Origin of the sequence: Solirubrobacter deserti, from assembly GCF_027587175.1 — a bacterium.
Lineage (GTDB): Bacteria > Actinomycetota > Thermoleophilia > Solirubrobacterales > Solirubrobacteraceae > Solirubrobacter > Solirubrobacter deserti.
The window spans coordinates 93,987-119,489 of record NZ_JAPCID010000016.1 but is presented as its reverse complement, the minus strand read 5'-3'; the positions used below and the strand labels follow the sequence as shown (position 1 = coordinate 119,489).

18 protein-coding genes are annotated in these 25,503 nt (G+C 74.4%); 10 read left to right on the top strand and 8 right to left on the bottom strand.

The window, feature by feature from the left end:
* Positions 1–70: 70 nt before the first annotated feature.
* The 3 genes from ftsH (at position 71) to OJ962_RS13530 (ending at position 7,227) form a co-directional block, all read left to right on the top strand.
* Positions 71–1,945: an ATP-dependent zinc metalloprotease FtsH gene (ftsH, locus tag OJ962_RS13540; protein WP_202958535.1), complete on the top strand. Its 1,875-nt coding sequence runs from the start codon at positions 71–73 to the stop codon at positions 1,943–1,945.
* A 276-nt stretch (positions 1,946–2,221) separates the two neighbouring features.
* Positions 2,222–6,670, top strand: a complete 4,449-nt coding sequence (locus OJ962_RS13535) for a hypothetical protein (RefSeq protein WP_270006397.1) — start codon at positions 2,222–2,224, stop codon at positions 6,668–6,670.
* Between the two features lie 41 nt (positions 6,671–6,711).
* On the top strand, positions 6,712–7,227 hold the full coding sequence (locus OJ962_RS13530) for a hypothetical protein (protein ID WP_202958533.1): 516 nt from the start codon (positions 6,712–6,714) through the stop codon (positions 7,225–7,227).
* Here the strand turns inward: OJ962_RS13530 and OJ962_RS13525 are convergent.
* From OJ962_RS13525 to OJ962_RS13515, 3 genes are read right to left on the bottom strand one after another with little or no spacing between them, the layout of a single operon-like run.
* Positions 7,224–8,036, bottom strand: coding sequence for a hypothetical protein (locus tag OJ962_RS13525; protein WP_202958532.1), 813 nt, complete (start codon positions 8,034–8,036; stop codon positions 7,224–7,226). The genes OJ962_RS13530 and OJ962_RS13525 overlap by 4 nt on opposite strands.
* Positions 8,033–8,548 carry an RNA polymerase sigma factor gene (locus tag OJ962_RS13520; RefSeq protein WP_202958531.1) on the bottom strand — a complete coding sequence of 172 codons (516 nt, stop codon included), beginning with the start codon at positions 8,546–8,548 and terminating at the stop codon, positions 8,033–8,035. The genes OJ962_RS13525 and OJ962_RS13520 overlap by 4 nt, the downstream gene beginning before the upstream one ends.
* Positions 8,549–8,585: 37 nt before the next feature.
* The gene (locus OJ962_RS13515) at positions 8,586–9,101 is read right to left on the bottom strand and encodes a hypothetical protein (protein ID WP_202958530.1); all 516 of its coding nucleotides are present in this window, start codon (positions 9,099–9,101) and stop codon (positions 8,586–8,588) included.
* Positions 9,102–9,150: 49 nt separating this feature from the next.
* Here OJ962_RS13515 and OJ962_RS13510 point away from each other — a divergent pair, with 49 nt between their 5' ends.
* Positions 9,151–9,492, top strand: a complete 342-nt coding sequence (locus OJ962_RS13510) for a VOC family protein (protein WP_202958529.1) — start codon at positions 9,151–9,153, stop codon at positions 9,490–9,492.
* Here the strand turns inward: OJ962_RS13510 and OJ962_RS13505 are convergent.
* Entirely contained in the window at positions 9,486–10,319 is an 834-nt protein-coding gene (locus OJ962_RS13505; RefSeq protein WP_202958528.1) for a cyclase family protein, read from the bottom strand. The two genes, OJ962_RS13510 and OJ962_RS13505, sit on opposite strands and share 7 nt — an antisense overlap.
* Before the next feature lie 127 nt (positions 10,320–10,446).
* Between OJ962_RS13505 and OJ962_RS13500 the strand changes: the two genes are divergently transcribed.
* Together OJ962_RS13500 and OJ962_RS13495 are read left to right on the top strand one after the other, a co-directional pair.
* Positions 10,447–11,553 (top strand): HtaA domain-containing protein, encoded by a 1,107-nt coding sequence (locus OJ962_RS13500; RefSeq protein ID WP_202958527.1) that lies wholly within the window; start codon positions 10,447–10,449, stop codon positions 11,551–11,553.
* A gap of 146 nt (positions 11,554–11,699) precedes the next feature.
* Positions 11,700–14,000, top strand: coding sequence for a PASTA domain-containing protein (locus OJ962_RS13495; protein ID WP_202958526.1), 2,301 nt, complete (start codon positions 11,700–11,702; stop codon positions 13,998–14,000).
* Here OJ962_RS13495 and OJ962_RS13490 read toward each other — a convergent pair.
* Positions 13,997–14,371: an arsenate reductase family protein gene (locus OJ962_RS13490; RefSeq protein ID WP_202958525.1), complete on the bottom strand. Its 375-nt coding sequence runs from the start codon at positions 14,369–14,371 to the stop codon at positions 13,997–13,999. The two genes, OJ962_RS13495 and OJ962_RS13490, sit on opposite strands and share 4 nt — an antisense overlap.
* Positions 14,372–14,504: 133 nt before the next feature.
* Here OJ962_RS13490 and OJ962_RS13485 point away from each other — a divergent pair, with 133 nt between their 5' ends.
* The 3 genes from OJ962_RS13485 (at position 14,505) to OJ962_RS13475 (ending at position 21,788) form a co-directional block, all read left to right on the top strand.
* Complete coding sequence (locus OJ962_RS13485; protein ID WP_202958524.1) at positions 14,505–16,004, top strand: S8 family peptidase; 1,500 nt, start codon at positions 14,505–14,507, stop codon at positions 16,002–16,004.
* A gap of 61 nt (positions 16,005–16,065) precedes the next feature.
* Entirely contained in the window at positions 16,066–16,536 is a 471-nt protein-coding gene (locus OJ962_RS13480; protein WP_202958523.1) for a hypothetical protein, read from the top strand.
* 113 nt (positions 16,537–16,649) lie between these two features.
* Positions 16,650–21,788: a hypothetical protein gene (locus tag OJ962_RS13475; protein ID WP_270006396.1), complete on the top strand. Its 5,139-nt coding sequence runs from the start codon at positions 16,650–16,652 to the stop codon at positions 21,786–21,788.
* Between the two features lie 97 nt (positions 21,789–21,885).
* On the opposite strand, the gene glgP is transcribed toward OJ962_RS13475, so the two are convergent.
* Both glgP and OJ962_RS13465 read right to left on the bottom strand, forming a co-directional pair.
* Positions 21,886–24,015: an alpha-glucan family phosphorylase gene (glgP, locus tag OJ962_RS13470; RefSeq protein WP_202958521.1), complete on the bottom strand. Its 2,130-nt coding sequence runs from the start codon at positions 24,013–24,015 to the stop codon at positions 21,886–21,888.
* A gap of 207 nt (positions 24,016–24,222) precedes the next feature.
* A complete protein-coding gene (locus tag OJ962_RS13465) occupies positions 24,223–24,714 on the bottom strand; it encodes a methylated-DNA--[protein]-cysteine S-methyltransferase (RefSeq protein ID WP_202958520.1) in 492 nt (163 codons plus the stop codon).
* A gap of 105 nt (positions 24,715–24,819) precedes the next feature.
* Here OJ962_RS13465 and infA point away from each other — a divergent pair, with 105 nt between their 5' ends.
* The gene (infA, locus tag OJ962_RS13460) at positions 24,820–25,038 is read left to right on the top strand and encodes a translation initiation factor IF-1 (RefSeq protein ID WP_028061634.1); all 219 of its coding nucleotides are present in this window, start codon (positions 24,820–24,822) and stop codon (positions 25,036–25,038) included.
* A gap of 15 nt (positions 25,039–25,053) precedes the next feature.
* On the opposite strand, the gene OJ962_RS13455 is transcribed toward infA, so the two are convergent.
* Positions 25,054–25,470 carry a hypothetical protein gene (locus OJ962_RS13455; protein WP_270006394.1) on the bottom strand — a complete coding sequence of 139 codons (417 nt, stop codon included), beginning with the start codon at positions 25,468–25,470 and terminating at the stop codon, positions 25,054–25,056.
* Positions 25,471–25,503: the final 33 nt, after the last annotated feature.

Genomic DNA, 25,503 nt, shown 5'->3' with positions numbered 1-25,503 from the left:
AGGCGGTCACAAAGGCCGGATCTCGCGCTACTTAAGGCAAGCGCCGTCCGTTCTGCGACTGGATCTCCCCATGCGCCTGCCCCGTCTCTCACTCGATCCCCTCGCCGTGCTGTTCGCGGGCCTGGCGCTCGTCCTGCTGATCGTCTTCCTGGTCATGCTCGGCTCCACGCAGCCGCACAGCCGGGGGATCGAGGTGCCGTTCACGACGGTCCAGCGGATGGCGGGAACGGGCAACGTCCGCCAGGCGCGCCAGCTGGACTATGACCACCGCGTGCTCGTCTCCGATCGCGCCGGGCGCGACGTGTGGGCGAGCTACCCGGCCAACGGCGGGCTCCAGGACCAGCTGCTGAACACGATCCGGCAGTCGGGCGGGAACGTCACGGTCGACTCCCAGAGCGGCAAGCAGGCCAAGCGCCTGATCGTGCAGGTGCTGCTGCCGATCCTGATCCTCGCGTCGCTGTTCGCGCTGTTCATGCGCATCAGCCAGAAGTCCGACGCGGGCGGGATGGGCGCGTTCAGCCGCTGGACCGGGCGGCGCTCCAAGCTCGGCCCGGGCAACCCGGAAGGGCCGTCGTTCGCGGACGTCGCGGGCGCGCCCGCCGCCGTCGCCGAGCTCGAGGAGCTGTGCGACCTGCTGCGCAGCCCGGACCGCTACCGCGCGCTCGGCGCCCGCCCGCCGAAGGGCGCGCTGCTCGTCGGCCCGCCCGGCACGGGCAAGACGCTGCTCGCGCGCGCGACCGCCGGCGAGGCCCACGCCGCGTTCTTCTCGGTCTCGGGCGCGGAGTTCGTCGAGTCGCTGGTCGGCGTCGGCGCGGCCCGCATCCGCGACCTGTTCGCCAAGGCGCGCGCCGCGGCGCCCGCGATCGTGTTCATCGACGAGCTCGACGCGGTCGGCCGCAAGCGCGGCGCGGGCGTCGGGCAGGGCAACGACGAGCGCGAGCAGACGCTCAACCAGCTGCTGGTGGAGATGGACGGCTTCGACGCCGGCGGCGGACTGATCGTGCTCGCCGCGACCAACCGACCGGACATCCTCGATCCGGCGCTGCTGCGGCCGGGCCGCTTCGACCGCCAGGTGACCGTCGACGCCCCCGACGCCGAGGGTCGCGCGGAGATCCTGTCGCTCTACCTCCAGGGCCGCCCGGTGGCGGAGGACGTCGACCCGGCCGAGATCGCGCGCCGCTGCCCCGGCTTCACGGGCGCCGAGCTCGAGAACGTCGTCAACGAGGCGGCGCTGCTCACCGCGCGCGCGGGCCACACGGCGATCGCGATGCACGACCTCGACGAGGCGATCCAGCGCACGGTCGGCGGCCCGCGCAACGACACGCACGTGCTCGGCCCGGACGAGCTGGAGACGATCGCCGTCCACGAGGCCGCGCACGCCGTCGTGGCCGCCGCGCACCAGGACGGCGCGCAGGTGCACCAGGTCTCGATCGTCTCCCGCGGGCGCCGGCTCGGCCGCTCCACCGCGCTGCTGCTCGACCGTGACCGCACGGTGCTGCGCCGCAGCGACCTGGAGCGCCAGCTGGAGATCGCGCTCGCCGGCGCCGCCGCGGAACGGCTCGCGTTCGGCGAGGTCTCGACGGCGGTCAACGACGACCTGCACACCGCGACGCAGCTCGCCCGCTCGATGGTCACGTCCTTCGGCATGTCCTCGCTCGGTCCGGTGACCATCGGCGAGCAGAGCGCGGAGGTCTTCCTCGGGGCGTCGCTGCAGGAGCTGGGCAGCGTCGGACCGGGCACGCTGGAACGCATCGACGCCGAGACGCGCGTGATCGTGGAGGCCGCCGAGGAGCGCGCCGCGCACACGCTGAACGCCAACTGGGAGATCGTCCGGCGGATGGCGCGCGACCTCGTGGCGCACGAGACGCTGGACGACGCGCAGCTCGCGACGCACCTTGCCGCGGTCCGCGCCGCGCCGCGCAACGGCGGGCGCCCGGCGCAGTGAGACGCCGGCTCGCCCTGGGTGCGGTCGCGCTCGCGACCGCCGGCGCGGCCCTCGCCCTCGCGCAGGACGGCGGTGAACCCGCTCCGCCCGCGCCGCTGTCCACCCGCCCGGAGGTCCCCGGCGCGGCGCACACGCTGGTGCCCTTCGGGATCGAGACGACGCCCGACGGCCCGCGCGCGTGGGCGCTCGGCCGCGCCGGCGACGCCACCGTCGTCATGCGGCGCGCGCCGCGCGGCGGCTGGACGGCCACGCGCCTGGCGGCCGGCCCGCCCGTCGGTGCCGAGGGGCCGCAGCACGCGGGGGAGATGGCGGCCGGCGGCCCTGGCGGCGTCCTGCCGGCCGGGCCCGCGCGGCGGCTGGACGGCCACGCGCCTGGCGGCCGGCCCGCCCGTCGGTGCCGAGGCGCCGCAGCACGCGGGGGAGATGACGGCCGACGGCCATGGCGCGGTCCTGCTGGCCGAGCCGACGCGGCTGTTCACCCGCGCGCCGGCCGCGGAGTTCACGGCGGCGCCCGACCCCGGCGGCGCGCTGGCCACCGACGAGCAGCTCGTCGGAGGCGGGGCCGCGGCGTCGACTGCCCGCACGTTGCTCGCCGTCGTCGGCGGCGACGCGCCGGCGACGTTCGTCGCGCCGACCATCGCCGACGGCACCGCCACCGCGGTGCTGCGCCTGGATGCCGACGGATGGGCCCGGGAGCCGATCGACGCGCCGGACCCCGTCCGCCCCGTCGCGCTGGCCGCGGCGGCGCCCGACCGCGCGTGGATGCTCGCGGCGGCCTCCGACAGCGTCGTCCTGCTGCGCCGCGACCCGGCCGGCCCGCGCTGGGTGCCCGCGAGCTTCGACGAGGAGCTGCGCACCGCCGTCGCGAAGGTCGAGGTCGCTCCACCGCCCGCCGACCCGCTCACGGTGACGGCCGACGGGGTCTGGATCGACCTGCGCGTCACGCCGACCGGGGCGACCGCGCCCATCGACCTCACCGAGCGGCTGAGGATCGCGGGGCCGGACGCGGAGCCGACCGCCACGCCCACCGCCACCGCGACCGCGTCCTCGACGGCGACCGCGACCGCCACGCCCAGCTCGACGGCGACGGCGACGGCGACCGCGACCGGCACGCCGAGCGAAACCCCGACGGCCGGCCCGCCGCGCCTGGTCCTGGACGGCCGCTGGTGCGACGTCCGGCCGCTCTGCGACCGCCCGCTGGGCTTCACGTTCGCCCGCGGAAGCCGCGGCTACCGCTCGCTGGCCACGGCCGCGACGCCCACCGCCCGGTTCGGCTCGCGCACCGTCAGCGCGCCCGTCGACCGCGGTGTCGCGGCGGACGCGCGCGCCCGGGACGCCCAGCGCCAGGGCGGCTACGCCGCGCTGGAGGGCGAGGCGTTCACGCTGCGCCCGGGCATCGGCGAGGACGGCAGCTCGACGACGCAGGCGATCTCCTTCTCCGCGGACGGCACGGGCTTCACGGGTGGGACCGTCGCGTTCGGCGCGGTCAGCCGCGACGCCGCCGGCCCGCCGCCGGCGGCAGAGCCGGTGGTCTTCCCCGACGCGCTCGTCGCCGCGGCGAACGCCCCGACCGGCGACGGCCGCGTCTTCGCCCTCACCCGCTCGACGGGCGCGGTGCTCTACGCGCCCGACCGCGGCTGGACGCAGGCCTACAGCCCCGTGCTGGAGGTGATCTCGCCGCCGCTCGCGCTCGCCTGGCCGCGTCCGAACGTGATCATCGCCGGCGGCGGCTACGGGCTGCTGGCGACGACCAACGTCGACCCGCTCGGCCTCGACCTCGGCTTCGAGGACCAGCGCCCGCCGCCCGCGCGGCTCACCAACTTCGACGCGCTGACCGACCGCAACGTCGTGCTCGCCGTCGCGTGCACGCCGTCGGACCCGCTGGACTGCGTCGCCGTCGGCCTGGAAGGGCTGATCGCGCGCGGCGACGGCTTCAACTGGCGCCTGCAGGCCCTGCCGGACTCGGCGCCGGAGCCGACGCACATCACGGGCGTCGCCTTCGACGGCCGCACGCCGCTGCTGGCGACGACCGACGGGCTCTACGTGGGCAACGCGTCCGGCGACGGCTACGCGCGCGACGAGGACCTGCGGAGCCGGATGGCCACCGCGGGCCTGCCCGCCGCCGTGCGCACGGTGGCGACCGTGGCCGACGGCGGCGTCGCGGTCGACGGCCGCTTCGTGCGCGACAACGCCACCGCGTCCTGGCGCCCGACCGCCGCGCCGCTGGAGCTGCACCCGTACGCCCTCGCCGCCTTCCGCGACCCGGATGGCGCCGTCCGGACGATCGTGTCCGCGACCTCGGAGGCGACCCCGCTGCCGGAGCCGTACGAGCCGGACCGCCAGCCACCGCCGATCGACGACGACGACCCGCCGCCGCAGCCGCCCCCAGGACCGTCGCGGCCCGCGCCGTCCCCGACCGACGCGGTGGTGCTGCGCGAGACGGCCGACGGCTGGGTCGACCTGGACCGCTCGCGCTTCCAGCGCTCGGGCGGCCGCGACCTGCCGGATATGACGCCGAACACGCGCGTGCTGCTCGTGGACGGCGAAGGCAGCGGCCTGCTGCTCGGCGGCGTGTCGGATCCCTCGATGGCACCGCCGTGGCGCAGCGGCCCGGAGTCGCCGACCCTGGGCGGCGTGGCCTCGGTGCGCCGGCTGGAGCGGGGCGCGCTCGCCGCCCCGCCCGCCGACCCGTCCCAAGCCGGCGAGACGCCTCCGCCGGCCGGCTGGGTGCGCCTCGCCGTCGGCGGCCATCCGGCGTGCCTGGACCGCTGCGCCGGCGCGGCCGGCCAGGGCTACGCCCCCGACACGCACCTGCAGGCCGCGACTGAGCGCGTGCGCGCGATGACGGCCGCCGGCGCCGGCCCGGCCGCGCTGCTCATCGGCGGTGGACGGGCCTCGGTCGGCGGCGAGCCACTGGACCTGGGCGGCGCCCGCCGCTACCGCGAGCTCACCCAGGGCGCGGGCGTGCCGACGTACGTGCTGCCAGGACCGGGCGATCTCCCGAACGGTGGCGCGCAAGCGTTCGCTTCGGCCTTCGCCACCGCGCCCGCGCCGCAGGGCACCGGGGAGGTCCCCACGGGCGTCGACCTGCGCACCGTCACGCAGCCCGAGGCCGCGGCCGACGGCGGGCCACGGACCGCGTTCGCGTTCGACGTCGCCGCCGCGGCGGGCACCGTGCGCGTGATCGCGATCGACAACACCGCGGGCCGGCTCGCGGGCGGTCCGGACGGCGCACAGGCCCAGTGGCTCCGCGCAACGATGGAGCAGGCGCGGCAGAACGGCTTCCCGTCGATCGTGGTCGGCAGCGTGCCGCTCGACGACAGCCAGGACGCGAGGCCCGCCGAGGACGCGGCCGAGCAGATCGCGCTGCTCGCGGGCCGCGCTTCGGCCTACGTCTCCACCGCCGGCGTGGACGACCCCGCCGACGAGTACTTCGGCGGCGCGCTCGCGCAGAGCGTCGTCGAGGCCCCCGGCACCGCCGCTCCGCTCACCCTGCTGCAGTCCTCCACGCTGGGCTACGCGCCGTCGCGCCGGTTCTCGGTCGGCATCGACGAGGAGATCTCCATCCGCCAGACGCGCGCCGCGCTGCTGCTGGTCGACGTGGCCGTCGGCCGCTTGGACCCGGCCACGGGCGTCGCACCCGTGGAGGGCGCGGCCGAGCCGCTGCTGCGCGGGCTGGGCCTGGACCCGAACTCCCGGACCGTCCCGCTGGGCTGGGCCTTCCCGCTGTTCGTCACGGCGAGCGATCTCAGCCCGCGGCGCTTCCTGATGTCGCCGGCCCCGGGTGAGCCGGCGCGCCCGGCGAGCCCCAGCACCACGTCCGGGCCGATGCTCGAGCAGTGCCGGTTCTTTCTGCGGTCGTGCCGGACCGTCGTCGCCACGAACATGACGTACGTGTCCTCGGACGCGCGGATCGCCCGCTTCGTCGCGGTGCGCCCAAGCGGGTCCGGGGGCAACGGCAGTCCCGAGGTGGTCCTCGACGCGGCCGGGAACGTCGTCGACGACCCCCGCGGCTTCGTGTGCCCGCTCGCGCTGGGCAGGGTGAACGTCACGGTGACCGCGTTCGGCCGGCGGGTGACGAGCCCGCTCGAGGTCATTCCGGTCCCGCGGGTCGGGCGCGGCATCCAGGCGACCCCGGTGCCCGCGGGCACGTGCGCGTTCCCCGACATCGAGCGGACCCCCGAGGACCCGAAGCCCACCGCGACGCCCCAGCCGCCCGCCGACGTGCTGCCGCCGGTCTCCGACCCCGCACCCGCGGCGGAGCCCGAGCCGCAGCCACAGCAGCCGCAGCCCCAGCAACCGGCGCCCGCGGAGCCGAACCCGGCGCCGCCCGTGTCCGTGCCGCCCGTCCCGCCGGTGGAGCCCGCGCCGGCCGCACCGGTCGCGCCGCCCGCCGCCGACACCGCGCGCCCGCCCGTTGCGCCCGCGCCCAAGCCGCCGGTTCCGGCCGCGCCGCCTTCGCCGCCGCAGGGCCTGCAGGTGCAAGCGTTCGAGGCGCCGCAGGTGCAGCCGTTCCAGGTCATGCAGCACGCCGAGCAGCGCCGCGAGGAGTACGCCTACGAGGCCGACAGCGCCGCGGTCGCCTATGCGCATCCGCCCTCGCCGTGGCCGTGGGAGATCGCGGGCGGCATCGCCGCGCTGACGCTGGTGATGGCCGGCGGCGGCCTGGCCGGGCGCTCCCGTTCACGGGCGCTGGCGCTCGCCCGGTCCTCGGCGCGCAAATAGTCGATCATGTGCGGCGACTGAACTCAGACGGGAGTGTGTGTATGCAGCGCATGTGGGTGATCGTGCTCGTCCTGGCCGGCTTCGCGGTGCTGGCGGCGCCGGCTTCGGCGCGGGTGATCGACGTCCCGGACGCGCTGAACCCGGCGCTCGGCGACGCCCGTGACGCGGGCATCGTCGTGCTGTTCCCGTCGCGCGTGAACCTGGACATCGACGGCGACACCGAGGTCTTCGCCGAGGGCGAGGGCAACCGGCGTCAGGGCACGTACTCGCTGTCGCTCAGCGGCGCCGAGGACTGCGGCGGGGCCAACGCGTGCTTCCTGGCCGAGTTCAGCGGGCGCAAGGGCGCGCCGCTCGGCTACCGGTCCACCAACGTGTCGCTCGCGCTCGGCCTGAAGGGCTACTACCAGAAGGAGTCGTGCGGCGGCTCGTGCTCGCCGCCGTCGATCTCGTGGGTGCAGAAGGGCGTGCGCTACGAGCTGCAGGCCAAGGCGCTCGGCGGCCGCTCGGCGTTCGTGAAGATGGCCAACAGCGCGATCCGCGCCGGCAACCGCCGCTAACCCCCGATCGCCAGCAGCGGCTCGTTCGCGCGCGTGAGCGGCAGCCGCTGGTACTCGAGGAACGTCAGGGTGCGCGCACCCGCGGGGCGTCCGTCCTCGAGCGTGGCCCGGGTGGAGAGCCGGACCGGTGCGTAGGAGTCCGCGTCGACGAGGTACTCGACCTGCACCGCCGGACCCATGGCGTCGGGCGCGGGCCGGCTGCCGACGAGCCGCCGCACCTCGCGCCCGCCCACCTCGGCCGTCCCGTCGGGCCGCAAGGCGCCCTCGTCCAGCAGGCGCCGGACGACGGCCAGCGGATCACGGCCCGGCTGGGTGAGGCTCGTGCTGCTGTCCATGTCCTCGATCGCACGCCGCGCGGCGTCGTCGAGCCGGGTGGTCTGCACCTTCCCGTCCGCGCGGGTGGTGATGACGCCGTCGGCGTACGCGGACTCGACGTTCGCCTCGCGGATGCGCAAGCGCAGCGGGTCCCGCGCCGACCAGATCTCCGACGTCGTCCCGGAGCGGTCGACGAGCGTGCCGTCGGGATTGAAGCGCTCGTCGCGGGCCACGACATGGACGATCGCGTCCGTGCCGCCGAGCGCAGCGCGCGCCTCGGCCACCACGTCGACGTCCGGCCCGCGCAGCTCGAGGCCGACGACGATCGCCGCCAGCACCGTCATCACGAGCGCCAGGACGAGCAGCAGCCGGCGTCGCGGGCGCCGCGGCGCCGGAGCGTCGTCCAGCCGGGCCAGCAGCGGCGCGACCGGCGGCAGCGCCGGCTCCTCCTTGACGGGGTTGGCCGCCCGCAGGCGGTCGGTCACGTCGTTCATCGCTGCCTCTCGATCTGGGCCAGGGCGTGAGCGAGCCGGGTGCGCGCACGGTGCAGGCGCACGTGAAAGGTCGCGCGGCTGCACCCGGCGGCGCGGGCCGCGCGCTCGGGCGACAGGTCCTCCCACGCCGTCAGCAGCAGCGCCTCGCGGTCGATCGGCTTCAGCCGCGCCAGCGCCTCGCCGAGCATCGGGTCCGGCGCCTCGTCGCTCGCCGCGGGCGCCGGCTCGACCGCCATCCGCGCCTGCAGCGCGCCGCGGCGGCGGTCGGCCCGTGCGCGGTTGCGCACCACGTTCCCCGCCACCGCGTACAGCCACGGCAGCGCGTCGGCGGGCAGCTCCCGCCGCCGGCGCCAGGCGACCAGGAAGGTCTCGGCGAGCACGTCGTCGGCCTCGTCGGCGCTAAGACGCCGACGCGCATACGCGAGCACCGCGGGCCCGTGGACCTCGTAGAGCGCCGCGAACCGCTCGCGTTCACCGGCCGGTTGCGGCAGAGCGCGGATCACCGGGTTCATGCCCGTATCTGTCCGGACCCGCGCCGCGCTTACCGGCTCATTCGATCTCGGTGCTCAGCTCGGTCTCGGCGAAGCGGAAGTTCATCACCTGCCAGCGGCCCTCCTCGTCGCGGATCTGGGTCTTGAAGTACACGGGCTCGCCGCTGGTGCCGTCCATCGTGTAGGTGAAGACGGCGATCGTGCCGTTCTCGGTGCTGGAGTTGATGGCCTTGCCGTCGGGTGACTTCCTGGCCTTGGTGACCAGCGGCGCGACCTGGTCGACGAGCTCGGTCGTCTGCTGCTCGTTCGTGGCCGCGCGGAACGACGGGCCCGTGAGCGAGTAGACCTTCGCGCCGTCGCCGGCCTGGACCGCGGTGACGAGCTCGTCGGAGACCTTCTGCGCGTCCTCGGTGGATTCGTTGACGAGCAGGAACAGGCCCGCGATGAGCGCGATGAACGACACCACGACCACGCTCACCACGATCAGGATGATCCGGCCCGTGCGCCGCTTGGGCGGCTGCTGCGGCGGCGGCGGGTACATGGGCGCGGGGGCCGGCTCGGGCGCGCTGGACATGTCGTGACCGTACCGATGACTTTCCACCCGTGCGCCCGTCAAACGCACCATGATCACCGCTCTCTACGCGGGCGTCCCGGTGTCCGACCTGGACGCGAGCCTCGACTGGTACACGCGCTTCTTCGGCCGCGCTCCCGACCTGCGCGTCGGCGACGAGATCCTGTGGGACATCGGCCCGGGCGCGATCCTGTTCATCGAGCCCAACCCGGAGCAGGCGGGCGCGGGGCGGGTGACGCTCGGCGTGACCGGGCTCGACGCGCTGCTGGAGCGGATGCGTGCGGCCGGCCTCGAGCACGAGCCGGTCGCGACGTACTCGAACGGGGTCCGCCACGTCTGCGTGCCGGACCCCGACGGGAACGCGCTCGCGCTCGCCGAGTCCCCGGATCAGTAGGTCGCGAGCACGCGCGCGGGGCCGCCCGAGCCCTCCTGCCACGGGATCACGCCGACGACGGCGGTGGCGCCGACGGCCGGGAGCTTGTCCAGGTTGTTCAGGCACTCGATGCCGTAGTTGTCGGCACCGAGCCACTTCGAGTGCGCGACGAACACCGGGGCGGGACCGTGGTCGAGGCTGAGCGTGTCGACGCCGATCGCGGACGCGCGGCGGCCCTCGAGCAGCGCCTCGACCGCGTCCTCGCTGAAGCCGGGGAAGTGGAAGACGTTGCCGGGGTCGCGGCCGGTGAAGGCGGGCGTCCCGAGCTTGGCCGCCCAGCCCGAGTTCATGGCCACGAGCGCGCGGTCGGGGATGCGCCCGTGCTTGCGCTCCCACTTGCGCAGGTCGTCGGGCGTGACCTGGGCGTCGGGATCGCGCCGCGCCTTGGCGGTGATGTCGACGACGACGATCGGCACGACGAGCTCCGCGGGCTTGAGCTGCGTGACGAAGCGCCCGCCCTGGACGAAGTGCCCAGGCGCGTCCATGTGCGTGCTGGTGTGCTCGCCGAACGTCCACTCCTGCGCGTAGTAGCCGTCGCCCGGCAGCTGGGCGATCGTGCGCCGCGTGGCCTGCGGCGGCGTGTAGACGGGAAAGTCGGTCGTGAACTCGTGGGTGAGGTCGACGACCCGCCCGCGGTTGCGTCCCGGCTTGGGCTTCGGGGCCTGCGCGAGCGCGTCACCCGGCAGCAGCGCGGCCAGCGCGGCCGCACCGGTCCCGGCCAGCAATCCACGGCGGCTGACCGTCGCCCCGCTCTCCCGAACGGCCTCGATCGTTCCCGGCAAGCACATGCGCACCCTCCCTCGAAGACTCGCGTGAACGGCGAACGGTACACCGGGCCCGAGGCGACGTGCGCAAGCTCAGTTGACGCTTCGTGTTAGGGTGCCCTAACTCGCTCCCCGACCAAGGATTCGACTGATGGAAGGAACGGGTCGTCCGCGCTGGGGCGCGGCGCTCGCGCTGGCCGTGCTCGCTGTGCTGCTGTCGTCCCCGCAGGCGTCGGCCGAGCCCGTCACGTTCGGCGGCGGGACCGTCGACTGGGGCTTCGCCAACCGCTGGCGCTGCTACGTCGTCGGCAACGTCGCGCGCGGGCAGATCGAGGTCTCCGGCGGCGTCGAGAAGGTCGCGGGCACGCCGGCCACCGGGCCGTTGTGCACGGGGCGCAACGCGGGCTCGGAGGTGCTGCGCTTCCCGATCCGCGGCGGGTCCTACGACGCCGGGAAGCTGTCGCTCTCGCTGCGCGGCACGGTGCGCTTCTGGGGCCACGACCACCACCGGCCGGGGAACACGACGCCGCAGCTCGACACCCGCTTCACGAACCTGCGGATCGTCGCCGAAGGCGCCACCGGCACGCTGATGGCCGACACGACCGGCGCGACGCTCGAGAACCCGACGCCGATCACGCGCACGAACGTGCCGGTCGTGCGGATCGACCTCACGGCCCGCGACGCGACCCCGATCGACGGCGGCCTTGGTTGGAGCACGCTGCCGACCGCGCTCACCGCCGAGGGCGCGCAGGTGTTCGGCAGCTACCCGGAGGGCGAGCCGTTCGACCCGCTCACGATCGCCGCGCGCTTCGGGACCCCGCAGACCGACCCGGACTCGGCCGACCCCGCGCCGACCCCGACCCCCACGCCGAGCACGCCGGCCGCCCCCGCGCCGACGCCGGAGCCGGCAGCCGCACGGGTCGCCACCGTGGCGGCCGGCAAGCCGCGCCTGTCGAGCCGGCGCGTCGCGACGCTCGCGACGGTCGCGTGCCCGGCGGGCGCCGCCGCGGGCTGCTCGGTGCGCGTGCCCAAGACGCTGCGGCTGACGATCGCCGGCAAGCGCTACGCGGCCACGCTGTCGACGAAGACGCGGCTGGGCGCCGGGCGGGCCGGGACGGTCAAGCTCAAGCTCGGCTCCGCGGCGGCCAAGCGCCTGCGCGGACGCAGCACGAAGGTCAAGCTCGAGGTCACCACGACGATCGCCGGGAAGGCGACGAGCTCCACCGTCACGGTGACCCTGCAGGGGCGTACGCGATGAGTGGTGGCTGGCACCTCCCTTGATCGCGCTCGGGCCGGCCTCCGCCGCCCTTTGAGGCGCGCGGAGGCAGCGCCCGATCGGGTCCGCGCCCCAACTTCGATCGGAGGACCTCAAGTTGGGCCGGTCCGGGCCGATCCCCGGGCGGCATGCACGACACCAGGATCTCCTCGCCCGCGGTCGGCGAGCTCGAATGCCCGAAGTGCGGCACGGTCGCGGTCAACCGCGACTTCTGCGCCTGCGGTGAGTACCTGGGCTGGGAGCTGACGTTCGGCGACGGGGAGGAGCCCGTCGCCGCGCCCGCGACCTACCGTGCTCCGGCGCCCGCCGAGCCGCGCCGCGCGACGCTGTTGACGCTGCGCGATCCCGCGCGCCAGGACGACCCGAACGCGGCGGTCGCGGTGGGCGTCGTGCCGGGCGGGCACGTGTCCGTGCTGGCCACGGTCCGCAACCAGGGCGAGATCGTCGACACCTATGACCTGCGCGTCGACGGCCTGCCCGAGGGCTGGGCGACGATCTCGGCGCCGACCGTCTTCCTGAATCCGTGGGGCTCCGCCGGCGACTTCCAGCGCGAGCTGCAGATCACGCTGCACCCGCCGCGCGTGTCCGCCTCCGAGGCGCGCGCGTGGCCGGTGATGGTCGTCGCGCGCTCGCGCTCGCTCGGCACCGACGTGGCCTGGGCGCCCGCGACGCTCCACGTCGCGCCGTTCGAGGCCACGGCGATGCGCGTCGGCCCGGAGCGCCGCCGCGGGCGCCGGCACGCCGCGTTCGACGTCGCCGTCACCAACCACGGCAACAGCCCGCTGGAGATCACGATCGGCGCGCGCGACACCGAGGCGCGGTGCCCGGTGACCGTGTACCCGGAGCGGGTGCTGATCCCGGTCGGCGCGACCGCGGCCGGGATCGTGCGCGTCCACGTCCCCCGCCCGCTGCTGTGCGGCCGGCCCGTCGACCACCACATCGACGTGACCCACCGCGCGAGCGGCGCCGATGCCGACCCGGTCCCGCAGCGCGTGACGTTCCGCCAGCGGCCGTGGCTGCCCTGGTGGGTCCCGCCGGCCGTCGCGCTGGTCGCCGCGTTCGCGCTCGTCCTGGTGCTGCTCCAGCGCGACACCGACGTGCCCAAGCTCACGGGCGACACGCGGGCGGAGGCGCACGTGATCCTCGAGAAGCACGGTCTGCAGCTCGGCCGCACGCGCTACGCGACCGGCCCCAAGGACGTCCCGCTCGGCACGGTCATCGCCCAGCAGCCCGCGGGCGGCGCCGAGATGGAGCGCGGCGAAGAGGTGCACATCACGCTCGCGGCGCCGCCCGAGAAGGCCGCGGTCCCGCCCGTGAACGGCATGCCGCTCGCCCGGGCCGCCGACGCGCTCACCGACGCCGGCTTCGTGTACGACCCGCAGCCGTCGAGCGCGGGCAACGACTGGGTGGTCATCCGCCAGGACCCCACGCCCGGCACCAAGCGCGAGGTCGGCACGAAGGTCACGCTCGCCGTCGAGGACCGCACGCCCCAGGCCACTCCGACGCCGGTCCCGACCGTTCCCGCCGCGCCGGCACCCCAGGCCGAGCCGTCGCCGGCACCGGATGCGGGTGCGGCCAAGACCAAGGCGGGGTCCGCCAGGAAGGCCGAAGCGAAGGTGAAGGCCGCCGCGAGCGCCGCGCTGCCGGCGAGCCTCGTGTTCGCCGGGTCGACCAGCGGCCAGCTGTATCGCTCGACCGGCGCGAGGACGACCCGGCTGACCGCCGCCAAGTACCGGCTCGAGACGCCGACCAAGACCGACGACGGGTACGCGGCGGTGCACGTCGAGGACGGCGCGCGTCGGCTCGTGCGGATCTCCAGCGACGGCAAGACGGTCGAGCCGCTCGTGCACGGACGCATCCACCGGCCGCACTACTCCGCGCACCGCGGGCTGCTGGCGTTCGTCGCGCGTGACGCCAAGCGCGGCCCCGCCGACGCCGGCCGGCTCTGCGTGCTCGACCCGCAGGACGCGGGCGAGCCGACGTGCGCGCGTGGGCGTCCGGTCGGGCGGCCCGTCTGGTCGCCGGACGGGCGCTCGGTCCTCGCGCTCGGCGGCCGCTACCACGAGCTGGTCGTGTACACCGCGCGCGGCGGGGACGCGCAGCGCTGGCGCAAGCCGGTGTCGGCGTACCGCGCCGCGCACATCCAGTCGGCGGCGTGGGTCGGCGACGACCGCGTCGCGGTGCTCGTCGCCGACCGCCCCGGTGCGCCCGCGCACGTGCGCCTGCTCGCGCGCGCCGCCGACGGCCGGTTCACGGTCCTCAAGGACTTCCCGCGGCTGACGGGCTTCGAGCTCGCCGCCCACGGACACCGTCTGGCGCTGCGGCGCGGCACGCGCGCGGCCGACGACGGCAAGGTCGACCTCCTCGACCTCAAGCGCGAACGCCCGCGCGTGCGGACGCTCGCCCACGGCGTCAACCCGGCGTTCTAGGCCACCTTGCCGGCCGCGGCCCAGTCCGCCGCCCGGGAGCGCGGGCGGCCGATCATGACCGCCGTCCCATCGTCGAGGATGGGGCGCTGCAGCAGCGACGGGTGCTCGAGCAGCGTCGCCACGACCTGGTCGACGTCCCAGCCGTCCGCGTCGAGCCCGAGGTCCTTGTACTTCTTGTCGCGCCGGATCAGCGCGTCGACCGGGTCCCCCTGCAGGCGCTCCGCGAGCGAGCGCAGCTCGGCCTCGTCCAGGCGCTCCGCGACGAGCAGGTACTTGCGGATCCTCACCTCGTGCCCGGCCTCCTGCAGCGCATCCAGCGCGTGGACGGACGTCGGGCAGTGCGGGTTGTGGAGAAGGGTCAGCTCGGGCACGTGAAGATCGTAGGTCCGCGCACGGACACTGTCTTGTGCCGGGGCGCGTCGTCCGCTTAACCTGCGTCCCGGGAGCGGGACGGTTTGACGTCCTGAACAGTCAGGGGCCAAAGGGAGGCCGAAGTTGAGGTCAGTGGCACTGGCGCTGCTCGGGGCAGCGCTCGTGGTCGTTCCGTCGAGCGCGTACGCGCAGGAGCCGATCGACGGGCAGTACATCGTCGTGCTCAAGGACAACGCGAGCACCACGACCGTCAAGAAGAAGGCGCGCGACCGCGGGGGGCAGATCCAGCGCGAGAGCTTCGGTCGCGTGCTCAACGGATTCGCCGCCGAGCTCGACGGCAAGGCGCTCGCGGCCGTCAAGCAGGACCCGGCCGTCGCGTTCGTGGAGCAGGACCAGGTGATCAGTGTCGGCGCGACGCAGGCGAACGCGACGTGGGGGCTCGACCGCCTCGACCAGCGCGATCTGCCGCTCAGCACGACCTACACCTACGGCAACACCGGCCAGAACGTGAAGGCGTTCATCATCGACACCGGCATCCGGCTCACCCACGGCGACTTCGGCGGGCGCGCGACGAGCGGCTACGACGCCGTCGACGGCGGCAGCGCCGATGACTGCAACGGCCACGGCACGCACGTCGCGGGCACGGTCGGCGGCAGCACGTACGGCGTCGCGAAGAACGTGTCGCTGGTCGCGGTGCGCGTGCTCGACTGCAACGGCGACGGCACCACGTCCGGCGTGATCGCGGGCGTGAACTGGGTGACCAGCAATCGGGGCAGCGGGCCGGCGGTCGCCAACATGAGCCTCGGCGGCGGCATCTCCAACGCGCTCGACACCGCCGTTCGCAACTCGATCAACGCCGGCGTGACGTACGCGCTCGCGGCCGGCAACGAGAACGCCAACGCGTGCAATTCGTCGCCGGCGCGCACGGCCGAGGCGATCACGGTCGGCGCGACGACGCGCACCGACGCTCGCGCCTCGTTCTCCAACTACGGCAGCTGCGTCGACGTCTTCGCCCCAGGCAGCGGCATCACGTCCGCCTGGCACACGTCCAACACGGCGACGAGCACGATCAGCGGCACGTCGATGGCCTCGCCGCACGTCGCGGGTGCGGCCGCCGTCTTCCTGCAGGGCAACCCCACGGCGAGCCCCGCGGAGGTCGCGAGCGCGCTGATCGGCGCCGCGACGACCGGCAAGGTCTCCAGCCCGGGGACCGGCTCGCCGAACCGGCTGCTGCACGTCGCCGCGTCCGGCGGCGGCACGACGCCCACGCCCACGCCGACCCCGAGCCCGACGCCGACTCCCACTCCCACGCCGACGCCCGCGCCGTGCGGGAACCAGACCGCGACGGGCTCGCTCGCGCGCGCCGGCGCGTCCGTGATCGTCCCGAACGGCACCTACTACCAGTCGACGGTCGCCGGCACGCACCGCGCGTGCCTGACCGGCCCGGCGGGCACCGACTTCGACGTGTCGCTGCTCAAGTGGAACGGCTCCGGCTGGACGCAGGTCGCGGTGTCGGACTCGCCGCAGTCGGTGGAGGAGATCCGCTACTCCGGAACGCCCGGGTACTACTACTGGCGCGTCTCCTCCTACAGCGGCAGCGGCGCCTTCACGCTGACGTGGCAGCGGCCATGACGCACTGAACTGCGCATGAGGCGCGTCGGCGAGCCCGGACCTTGTCCTACGCTAGTGGGATATGGAGGGTTCAGTCGGCGCGCCTCCGCAGCGCGTATGTCCCAAGTGCGCTCGGATCTCGTGGGCGACCGGTCCGCAGTGCCCGTACTGCACGGCGAACTTCCGTCGCAGCGGGGGCGTGGCGCCGTGGATGCTCGTGGTGACGGCGCTCGTCGTGCTGGCCGGCGTCGGCCTGATGTTCTACATCACCGTCCAGGAGGTCGACGACCGCGTGAACTCGGTCCGCGGCGAGATCGACCGCAACTTCCAGCAGCTGCAGACCGACGTGCGCCGTGAGCTGGACGCACGCATCCCGGCCGGCGGCGTGGGCGCGGTGCCGACGCCGACGGTGACGCCGCTGCCGACCGAGACCCCGACGCCCGCACCCACCACCGAGGGCGAGCTCCCGCCGGAGCCGACGATCGAGGGCGAGACGACCCCCGACGCTTCGGTCACCCCGACGCCGACCGAACCCGAGATCATCGAACCCTGAGCGCGCCCACGCCGTGAATGCGGCGTGAACATCCCGTAAGTGGCCGTTGCCGCGGACCGCTGGGTCCGGTGGACTCTTCGCCGGTCCCCATCCACGGAGGGAATATGCGGTCGTTGTTCGGCGCCGTCATCGCGGCGCTCCTGATCCTGGCCTCACCGGCGCAGGCGGCGAAACCGCCCGCCTACGACACGTTCGAGCTCGTCAGCCGGTCCGGACCACCGCCCGGTCCGACGTCCGGCAGCCAGACGCCGGAGATCGCCGACGTCACGCCCGACGGCATGCGGCTGTTCACCACGCTCGGCGAGCGTGGCTTCAGCGCCTGGGACCTCAGCGACCCGGCCAAGCCGAAGTTCCAGCGCACGATCGGCATCGGCAACGGCGCCTACGTCACCTCGGTCAACGTCACGCCGGACGGGCGTCACCTGCTCGTCACCCAGAAGGCCAGCGGCACGCTGCAGGTCTCGCGCCTGTCGGTGTTCGACGCGCGCACGCTGGCGCCGCTGGTCACGTGGCCGCTCGCGGGCCAGCCCGACGGCGTCGCGATCTCCCCCGACGGCCAGTGGGCGCTGATCGCCATCGAGAACGAGCCCGCCGGCGTCCAGGGCGAGCTCGCGCGCGTGAGGCTGGAAGGAACCGACCCGGCGGACTGGGAGATCAACGGGATCGCGATCGACGCGACCGACCCCGCGCTGGCGAACCCGAACGACCTCCAGCCCGAGTTCATCGACATCCGGCCCGACAACACGGCCGTCGTCACGCTGCAGGAGAACAACGCGGTCGCGGTCGTCGACATCCCGGGCAACGCGATCACCGACATCTGGAGCGCCGGGCGCACCGACAACCAGCTCTCGGACCGCAACCGGACGCCCAACCGGATCGCGTTCACCGACCCGCTCACGGACCGCCAGGACGCCACGCTCGGCGCGCCGCGCGAGCCGGACGCCATCGGCTTGTTGCCCGGCGGCGAGCACGTGATCCTCGCCAACGAGGGCGAGGCCGGCCTGGGCGGGCGCTCGTTCACGATCCACGCCCTCGACGGCACGCTCGTGTACGACTCCAAGGAGCGCGTCGAGAAGTACCTCGCCGACCGCGGCCTGTATCCCGACGACCGCAGCACGTCGCACGGCGCCGAGTTCGAGGGCGTCGATGTCGGCACCTACGGGCGCACGACCGTCGCCGCGATCGGCGCCGAGCGCGGCGACGCGGTCGTGTTCGTCGACGTCACGGACCCCACGCAGCCCAAGCTCATGCAGGCGCTCCCGAGCGGCGGCGAGCCCGAGGGCATCCTCGCCGTCCCGCAGCGCAACCTGTTGCTCACCGTCGACGCGGGCAACCCGCGCGGCTTCACCGTCTTCCGCGCCGCGATGCGCCGCGACCTTCCGGACGGCCGCCGTCAGATCGCCGCCGCCGACGAGCCGCTCTACCGGCTCCACGGTCTGACCGCGGTCGACAGCACGCGCCTCGCGGTGCTGCACGGCGGCTCGCCGGGCGGCAACGCCGGCCCGGGCGCGATCCTCGAGGTCGCGCTGCGCCGCACCGGCGGCGAGGCGACCGGTGTCAAGACCACGCCGATCACGCTCGACGGTGCGCCCGTGAACCTCGACTACGGCGGAGACCTCGCCCGTGACCCGCGCACCGGCGGCTGGTGGGTCGCGTCGCCGCAGGGAGTGTTGCGCGTCGCCCCCGACGGGACGGCGGAGAAGGTCCACGACGCCGTGGCCACCGGGCTCGCGGTCACGCGCGACGGCGGCACGGTGTTCTTGGAGGCGCCGGAGCTCGCGTTGATCGCCTACGACGTCGCGGCGCGCACGACGCGCACGTTCGTCCGCCCGACCTCGCTCGCGCGGATCCTCGACCTCGCAACGGCGCCAGACGGCGCGCTCGTGGCGTTGACGGGTGAGGGCGACTTCTCCGAGCCGCGGATGTTCGACCGCAGCGTCTGGCGCGTGCCGGTCGCGGGTCTGGCGGACGGCGCGACGCTCGAGCCGCAGGTCGTGACCACCATCGGCGATCAGCCGCTGTTCGCCGACTTCGGGCTCGGCGACCAGACGCTCGCCGTGACGCCGTCAGGCGACGTGTGGGTGACGGGCGAGACGTCCATCCTGCGCAACCTCGGACGCCTGCTCCCGCCGGCGCGCCCAGGCGCCCCGGCCTCCGGGGCGATGCCGTCCGACCGCGGGCACGGCATCGGCCGGCAGGCGCGCGACATGGTCACGGGCCTGCTGGGTGACGGCCCGCGCGTGTACGCCACGGGCGACTACTTCAACACCTCCGGACTCTCGGGGCTGGTGCGCGACACGGGTTCGGTCGCGGTGGTGGACCCGCTCGTCGGGGCGCTGGCCGACGGCTGGCCGCGCGTGGACGGCACGGTCACCGCGATCGTCTCCGACGGCGCGGGCGGCGTGTACCTCTCCGGCTCGTTCACGCGCGTGGGCGAGACCGCCCGCGCCGGGCTGGCGCACATCCGTGCGGACGGCACGGTCTCCGGCTGGGCCCCGGCGGTCACCGGTGCGATCAGCGCGCTGGCGGTGCGCGGCGGCACGGTCTACCTGGGCGGTGCGTCCGGCGTCATCGCCGTGGGCGCGGACGGCGCGCCGGTCGCGGGCTTCACGCCCGTCGCCGTCACGGGCGGCGTGGTGCAGGCGCTCACGGTCGACGGCGACCGCCTGTACGTGGGCGGCCAGTTCACCCGCGCCGGCGACGCCACGCACACGCGCCTGGCGCGCGCCGACGCCGTTACGGGCGCCGTCGACCACACGTGGGCCCCGACCGCCGCCGGCGCCCTGATCGACGAGCTCGTCGTCTCCGGCACGCGGCTGTTCGTCGCCGGCAACGTCACGACGGTCAACGGCACGGCCCGCCGCGCGCTGGCCGCGATCCGCACCGACGACGCCGGCACGCTGGACACGGCGTTCATCCCCACGGTCGCCGCGAACTCGATCGTGCGCGGGCTCGCCGTCGGCGACGGCGTGGTCTACGTCTCCACCGCCACGACGGTCGCGGGCCTCGCCGGACCCGTCTACGCCGTGGACGCCACCACGGGCGCGACGGTTCCCGGCTTCGGCGTGCCGAGCGCGTCCACGGGCACGTCCGGCGGCCCGCTGCTGCTGGCCGGCGCGACGCTGTGGCACGCGTCCCCGGCGGGCCGGCTGACGGCGCTGGACGCGGATACCGGCCAGCTGCGCGGCGCCTATGCGACGGTCTCGGCTACGCAGCAGCCGCTGACGCTGGGCGGCCTCGCCGCTGCGGGCTCACGCGTCGTCGTCGGCGGCTCGTTCGACATGGCCGGGATCGCGACGCACGCGTTCGCGTTCGATGCCCGGACGGGCGAGATCGACCGCGGGTTCGCGCTCGCGGGCGTCGCCCCGCGGCTGCTCGCGCCGGCGGGCGGCTGGCTGTACTTCGTCGCGCAGGACGGGTCGGCGCTGCGCCGCGCCGACCCAGAGGACGGCGGCATCGACGAGAGCTTCGCACTCGAGGTCGCGGGCTCGATTCACGCACTCGCGGCCCGGGGCGACCAGCTGCTGGTCGGCGGTGAGTTCACGTTCCTGGACGGCGTCGGGCGCCTCAACCTCGCCGCGCTGGACGCGCGCACGGGCCGCGTGCAGCCCGGGCTCGTGGCCGAGACCGACGGGCGCGTGCTGCGTGTGTTCTCCGCGGGCGACCGCGTGTACGCCGTCTCGCGTGTGGCCGTCGACGAGGCCTACCGGCTCGAGCTCAGGGCCTATGACCGTGACGGTGCCGCGGTGCCCGGCTTCGAGGGCGAGCTGCCCGCGGGCTGGGACGCGGTCGACGTGCTGCGCGCGGACGCGGACGGCGCGCTGCTCGTGGCCGGCGGTGCCCTCAACGGCCGGTCCGGCGCTGTGGTGCGGCTCGACGCCGCCACCGGCAGGCGCTTGTCCGGGTTCGCGGTCACCACCGACGGCCACGTGACCGCGGTCGAGCGCCACGGCGGCGCGGTGTTCGTGGCCGGCCGCTTCACCAGCGTCGGCGGCGTCGAGCGGCGTGGCCTGGCGGCGGTCGACGCGGCCACGGGCGCAACGCTCGCGGGCTGGGACGCGCAGGCCGACGGCAACGCCTTCGCGCTGTACTCGCACGGCCCGAAGCTGTGGATCGGCGGCTGGTTCGTCCACCTCGGCGGCACCGCGACGGGCGCGCTCGGGTACGTGCAGGCCGAGGCGCCGGTGAACGTGGAGCCGCCCGCGATCGGCGCAACGGCGCGCGTGGGCGAGACGGTGAGCTGCTCCACGGGCACGTGGCGCAACTTCCCGGCATCGTACGTCTACTCGTGGTCCGTCGACGGGGCGTCCGTCCCGGGCGTGGCGACGGCGACCTACACGATCCCGGAGAGCGCGGCGGGCAAGGCACTCACGTGCTCGGTGACCGCCACCAACGACGCGGGGGCGGGCGAGCCGGCGGTGAGCGCGCCGGTGACCGTGCCGCTCCCGGCGCCGATCAACACGGCCGCGCCCGCGATCTCCGGTACGGCCAAGCGCGGCGAGGCGCTCACCTGCTCGACGGGCGAGTGGACGCGCACGCCGACGGCGTACGCGCGCCGGTGGCTGCGCGGCGGCGTGGCGATCGGCGGGGCGACGGGCGAGACGCACGTCGCGACGGCGGAGGACGTCGGGCGTGCGCTCACGTGCCAGGTGGTCGCGACCAACGCGGGTGGCGACAGCGCGCCGGCGGCGAGCGCGGCGGTGACGGTGCTGGCGCGCGAGCCCGAGGCGATCACGGCGCCGAGCGTGGCGGGCACGGCGGCCGCTGGCGCGGAGCTGCGGTGCGAGCCCGGCACGTGGAGCGACGACCCGACCGGCTTCGCCTACGTGTGGCTGGTCGAGGGCGCCGAGGCGGCGACGGGCGCGACCTGGACGGTGCCCGCGGGCAGCTCCGGCCGCACCGTGCGCTGCGGTGTGGTCGCGTCCAACGCGACCGGCTCGAGCGCGCAGGCGCTGAGCGCGCCGGTCACGGTGGCGTACACGCCGGGCGACAGGATCGTGCTGCCGGCGCCGACGACTCGCAAGCCCGTGCGGGCCAAGCTCGGCAAGGTCAGCGCGGGCCGGGTCAGTGTGGAGGTCACCTGCCCGGACGAGGGCGAGCGCTGCCGCGGGCGGATCGAGCTCAAGCAGGGCGCGCGTGTGGTGGGCCGTGCGACCTACAACGTGCGCGCCGGTGAAGCGCGCGTGGTGAAGGTCAAGGTGCCCAAGAGCGCCCGCAACAAGAAGCTCAAGCTGGTGCTGCGGGCGAGCTAGGACGCGGTGCGGGGGCGCTTCGGCCGGAGCGCCCCCGCGCTTGCGGCGCGCGAGTTGAGGTCGGATGATCGAGGTGGGGTGGAGGGAATGCCCGCCTTCACTTCCCGTAGACCTTCTTCTCGTAGTCCTCGAGCATGCGCCCGGCGCCGAACTCCGGGCCGAGCGTGCGCAGCGAGCGCCGGATCCGGGTCACCCAGTTCTTGGGGATGCCGTCTTCGCCGGCCGTGTAGAACTCGGGCGCGACCTCTTCCTCCAGCAGCCGGAAGAGCTCGTGCGCGTGGCGCGCGTCCTGGGCGCCGTGATCGGGGTCGACGTCGCCCGGCAGCGCCCAGCCGTTGTCGCCGTCGTAGCCCTCCGCCCACCAGCCGTCGAGCACCGACAGCTGCAGGCCGCCGTTCATCACGTTCTTCATGCCGGACGTGCCGGACGCCTCCAGCGGCGGGCGCGGGAGGTTGATCCAGACGTCGCAGCCGCGGACCAGATGGGCGGCCATGCGCAGGTCGTAGTCGTCCAGGTAGGCGACGCGGCCCGCGAAGCCCGGCGCGTGCTTCATCGAGAACAGGCCCTGGACGAGCGACTTGCCGGCGTCGTCGCGCGGGTGCGCCTTGCCCGCGAGCAGCACCTGGATCGGGCGGTCGCTGCCGACGACGCGGATCGCGCGCTCGACGTCCTGCAGCAGCAGGTTCAGGCGCTTGTAGGTCGCGAGGCGGCGGGCGAAGCCGACCGTCAGCACGTCCGGGTCGAACGCGGCCGCGGCTTCGGCGTACGGGCGCGACTCGTCCCGTGCCAGCCGGTCCACGACGGCGCGATGGCGCACGTACTCGATCAGCTCGGCGCGCTGCTGGGTGCGGACGGCCCACAGCTCCTGGGCCGGGATGTCCTCCACGGGCGCCCAGGTGGCGGGGTCGGTCGCGCGGTCGAGCCAGTCCTCCCCGAGATGCTGGTTCAGCAGCGCCCACATCGGGCGGCCGAGCCACGTGGGGATGTGGACGCCGTTGGTGACGTGGGTGATCGGCACGTCGTCGACGGCCTTGTCCGGCCACATCGCGTTCCACATCTCGCGCGCGACCTCGCCGTGGCGGCGGGCGACGCCGTTGGCGGCGCGGCTCGTGCGCAGCGCGAACTGGGTCACGCCGAACGGCTCGGCCTCCTCCTCGGGGTTGGTGCGTCCGAGGCGGATGACCTCCGAGGCGTTGACGCCGAGCGTGCCGGCCATGTGCTCGAGCACGCTCTCGACCTGATGGGCCGGGTAGGTGTCGTTGCCGGCCGGGACCGGCGTGTGGGTGGTGAAGACCGTCCGCTGACGCGCGACGTCGAGCGCGGGGCCGAGCGAGCCCTGGCCGCTGTACTCGCGCTTGGCCAGCTCCAGCGAGGCGAACGCCGCGTGGCCCTCGTTGAGGTGCACGATGCTCGGCTCGATCGCCATCGCCTCGAGCGCGCGCACGCCGCCGATGCCGAGCAGCATGTACTGGGCCAGGCGCGTGTCCTCGTCGCCGATGTACAAACGGCTCGTGATCCAGCGCGCGGACTCGTTGTTCTCCGGGCGCTCGGCGTCGAGCAGGTACAGCGGCACGCGGCCGACGTTCGTGCGCCAGATCTGCGCCACGACCTCCTCGGTGCCGATGTGGACGCAGATCGTGATCGGCTTGCCGGCGTCGTCGGTGACGAGCGCGGCGGGGAGGCGGTCCGGGTCGGTGTCGACCCAGTACTCGTGCTGCCAACCGCGGTTGTCGATGCGCTGGCGGAAGTAGCCGTGGCGGTACAGGAGGCCGACGGCGACCAGCGGCCACGCGCGGTCGGACGCCTCCTTGAGGATGTCGCCGGCGAGCGCGCCGAGCCCGCCCGAGTAAATCGGGAACGAGCCGTGGAAGCCGTACTCGGCGGAGAAGTACGCGATCGGGCGCTCGGTCGACGCGGGGCCGTCGTGGGGCGGGCGGTTGAGGTCGGCGTTCACGCGCTCCTCGACGGCCGCGACGCGGGCGAGGAGCTCGGGGTTCTGCGCCGCGGCGCTCAGGCCGGCGGTCGACGCCTCCTGCAGCTGCTTGACCGGGTTCTCGGCGACCTTCTCCCAGCGCTCCGGGTCCAGGTCGCGGAACACGTCGGGGCCGTCCGGGTCCCAAGCCCAGCGGTAGTTATAGGCGAGACGGGCGTAGACGCCCAACGGTTCTGGAAGGCGAGAAGCGAGCGCCTCGGCGGCTCGCTCCAGGTCGCGGCTGCCTGCTTGCACGTGGGCCAGCATAGGTCTTCAGGTTCCCTGAATGCCTGCCGATAAGCTTGACAGTGCTGATCGAGCGCCATCGCAGCGCTCTCGGCCGATGAAAGGAGGATCTATGAGGATCCTGTGCCTTCGCTGTCTTCGGCTGTGGCCGGAGGCGCGCGTTGCAGAGCGGGCAGGTTGCCCGCATTGCGGCGGCGCCCTCGACGCCACGCCTCGTTAGAACGCGACGCCGGGCGGCTCCGATAGCCGCCCGGCGCACACACTTTCGTGCGCGAGCAGCCGCTCTTTGGTGGCCAGCCCGCCGGCGTAGCCCGTGAGGCTGCCGTTGGCGCCGATCACCCGGTGGCAGGGGACGATGATCGAGATCGGGTTGCGGCCGTTGGCGCGGCCGACGGCTCTCGGGACCGAGCCGAGCTCCCGCGCGATCTCGCCGTAGGTCGTGGTCTCGCCGAACGGGATCTGCGTGAGGCGCTGCCAGACGGCCTGCTCGAACGCGGTGCCCTTCGGTGCGAGCGGGAGGTCAAAGCCGGTGCGCGTGCCGGCGAAGTACTCGTCGAGCTGCTCGCGGACGGCGTCGAAAGCGTCGTCGCTCGGCGGTTGCACGGCGACGTGACGCTTGTGCTCGGCCGTGTAGAGGGCGGTCACGTGACCGTCCTCGAGCGTCACGTGGAGCGGTCCGACCGGGCAGGGGAGAAGTGCGGCGTGCATGACCGGTGAAACGCCTGGGACGGTCGATCCGTGAGGGGTAGAATGGTGTATGTCCGCGCGAGCTGCGCTTCCGCACGTCCGCGCATTCCCCCACGAAAGGCGTCTATGGCAGTAGAGCAGAAGCTTGAGATCGACGGCGAGGTCACCGAGGCCCTGCCGAACCTGCTGTTCCGCGTGAAGCTCGAGAACGACCACGAGCTGCTCGCCCACCTGGCCGGCAAGATGCGCCGGTTCCGCATCCGCGTCCTTCCGGGCGACAAGGTCCGTGTCGAGGTCTCGCCCTACGACCTCAACCGCGGACGCATCGTCTACCGCTACAAGTAGGCAGGTAGGCGCGTCCTACGCGCCGCTCATCGCCGCGCCGAGGCCATTGGCCTTGGCGGCGACGAAGCGGACGCGCGGGAACTTCTCCGCGACCGGCGCGACAGCGCTGCTCCGGTCCACGCCGACCGTCACGACCACGTCGTAGTCGCGAGCGGCGAGCATGTGAATCACGCCGAGCTGCTCGGCGGTGGTCTTCACGACCTTCAGGTCGGCATCCGTCGCGGTCGCGACGGCATGCGCCTGCTTGAGCGCGGCCTTGTCGGTGGCGGCAGCGCCGGCGACCACGATCGCCCGCTGGGACCGATGGTCCTCGGGGCTCGCGATCGCAGTGCCCGCGACGAGCGCGAGCGCAATGCCCGCCGGAACGGCGAGGCGAATCTGGATCGTCTTGGTCATACGAATGAGCATAATACGTATGACGGCGGCTCGCAAGTGAAGAACTTGAGACGGTCAGCCCTCCGAGCG

Excerpts from the sequence above, each read along its gene's own strand:
- OJ962_RS13515 (WP_202958530.1), bottom strand. The coding sequence starts at position 9,101 with ATGTCCAGCGCGCCCGAGCCGGCCCCCGCGCCCATGTACCCGCCGCCG.
- OJ962_RS13520 (WP_202958531.1), bottom strand. The coding sequence starts at position 8,548 with ATGAACCCGGTGATCCGCGCTCTGCCGCAACCGGCCGGTGAACGCGAG.
- OJ962_RS13510 (WP_202958529.1), top strand. The coding sequence starts at position 9,151 with ATGATCACCGCTCTCTACGCGGGCGTCCCGGTGTCCGACCTGGACGCG.
- OJ962_RS13480 (WP_202958523.1), top strand. The coding sequence starts at position 16,066 with ATGGAGGGTTCAGTCGGCGCGCCTCCGCAGCGCGTATGTCCCAAGTGC.
- OJ962_RS13505 (WP_202958528.1), bottom strand. The coding sequence starts at position 10,319 with ATGTGCTTGCCGGGAACGATCGAGGCCGTTCGGGAGAGCGGGGCGACG.
- OJ962_RS13495 (WP_202958526.1), top strand. The coding sequence starts at position 11,700 with ATGCACGACACCAGGATCTCCTCGCCCGCGGTCGGCGAGCTCGAATGC.
- OJ962_RS13465 (WP_202958520.1), bottom strand. The coding sequence starts at position 24,714 with ATGCACGCCGCACTTCTCCCCTGCCCGGTCGGACCGCTCCACGTGACG.
- OJ962_RS13525 (WP_202958532.1), bottom strand. The coding sequence starts at position 8,036 with ATGAACGACGTGACCGACCGCCTGCGGGCGGCCAACCCCGTCAAGGAG.
- OJ962_RS13500 (WP_202958527.1), top strand. The coding sequence starts at position 10,447 with ATGGAAGGAACGGGTCGTCCGCGCTGGGGCGCGGCGCTCGCGCTGGCC.
- ftsH (WP_202958535.1), top strand. The coding sequence starts at position 71 with ATGCGCCTGCCCCGTCTCTCACTCGATCCCCTCGCCGTGCTGTTCGCG.
- infA (WP_028061634.1), top strand. The coding sequence starts at position 24,820 with ATGGCAGTAGAGCAGAAGCTTGAGATCGACGGCGAGGTCACCGAGGCC.
- OJ962_RS13530 (WP_202958533.1), top strand. The coding sequence starts at position 6,712 with ATGCAGCGCATGTGGGTGATCGTGCTCGTCCTGGCCGGCTTCGCGGTG.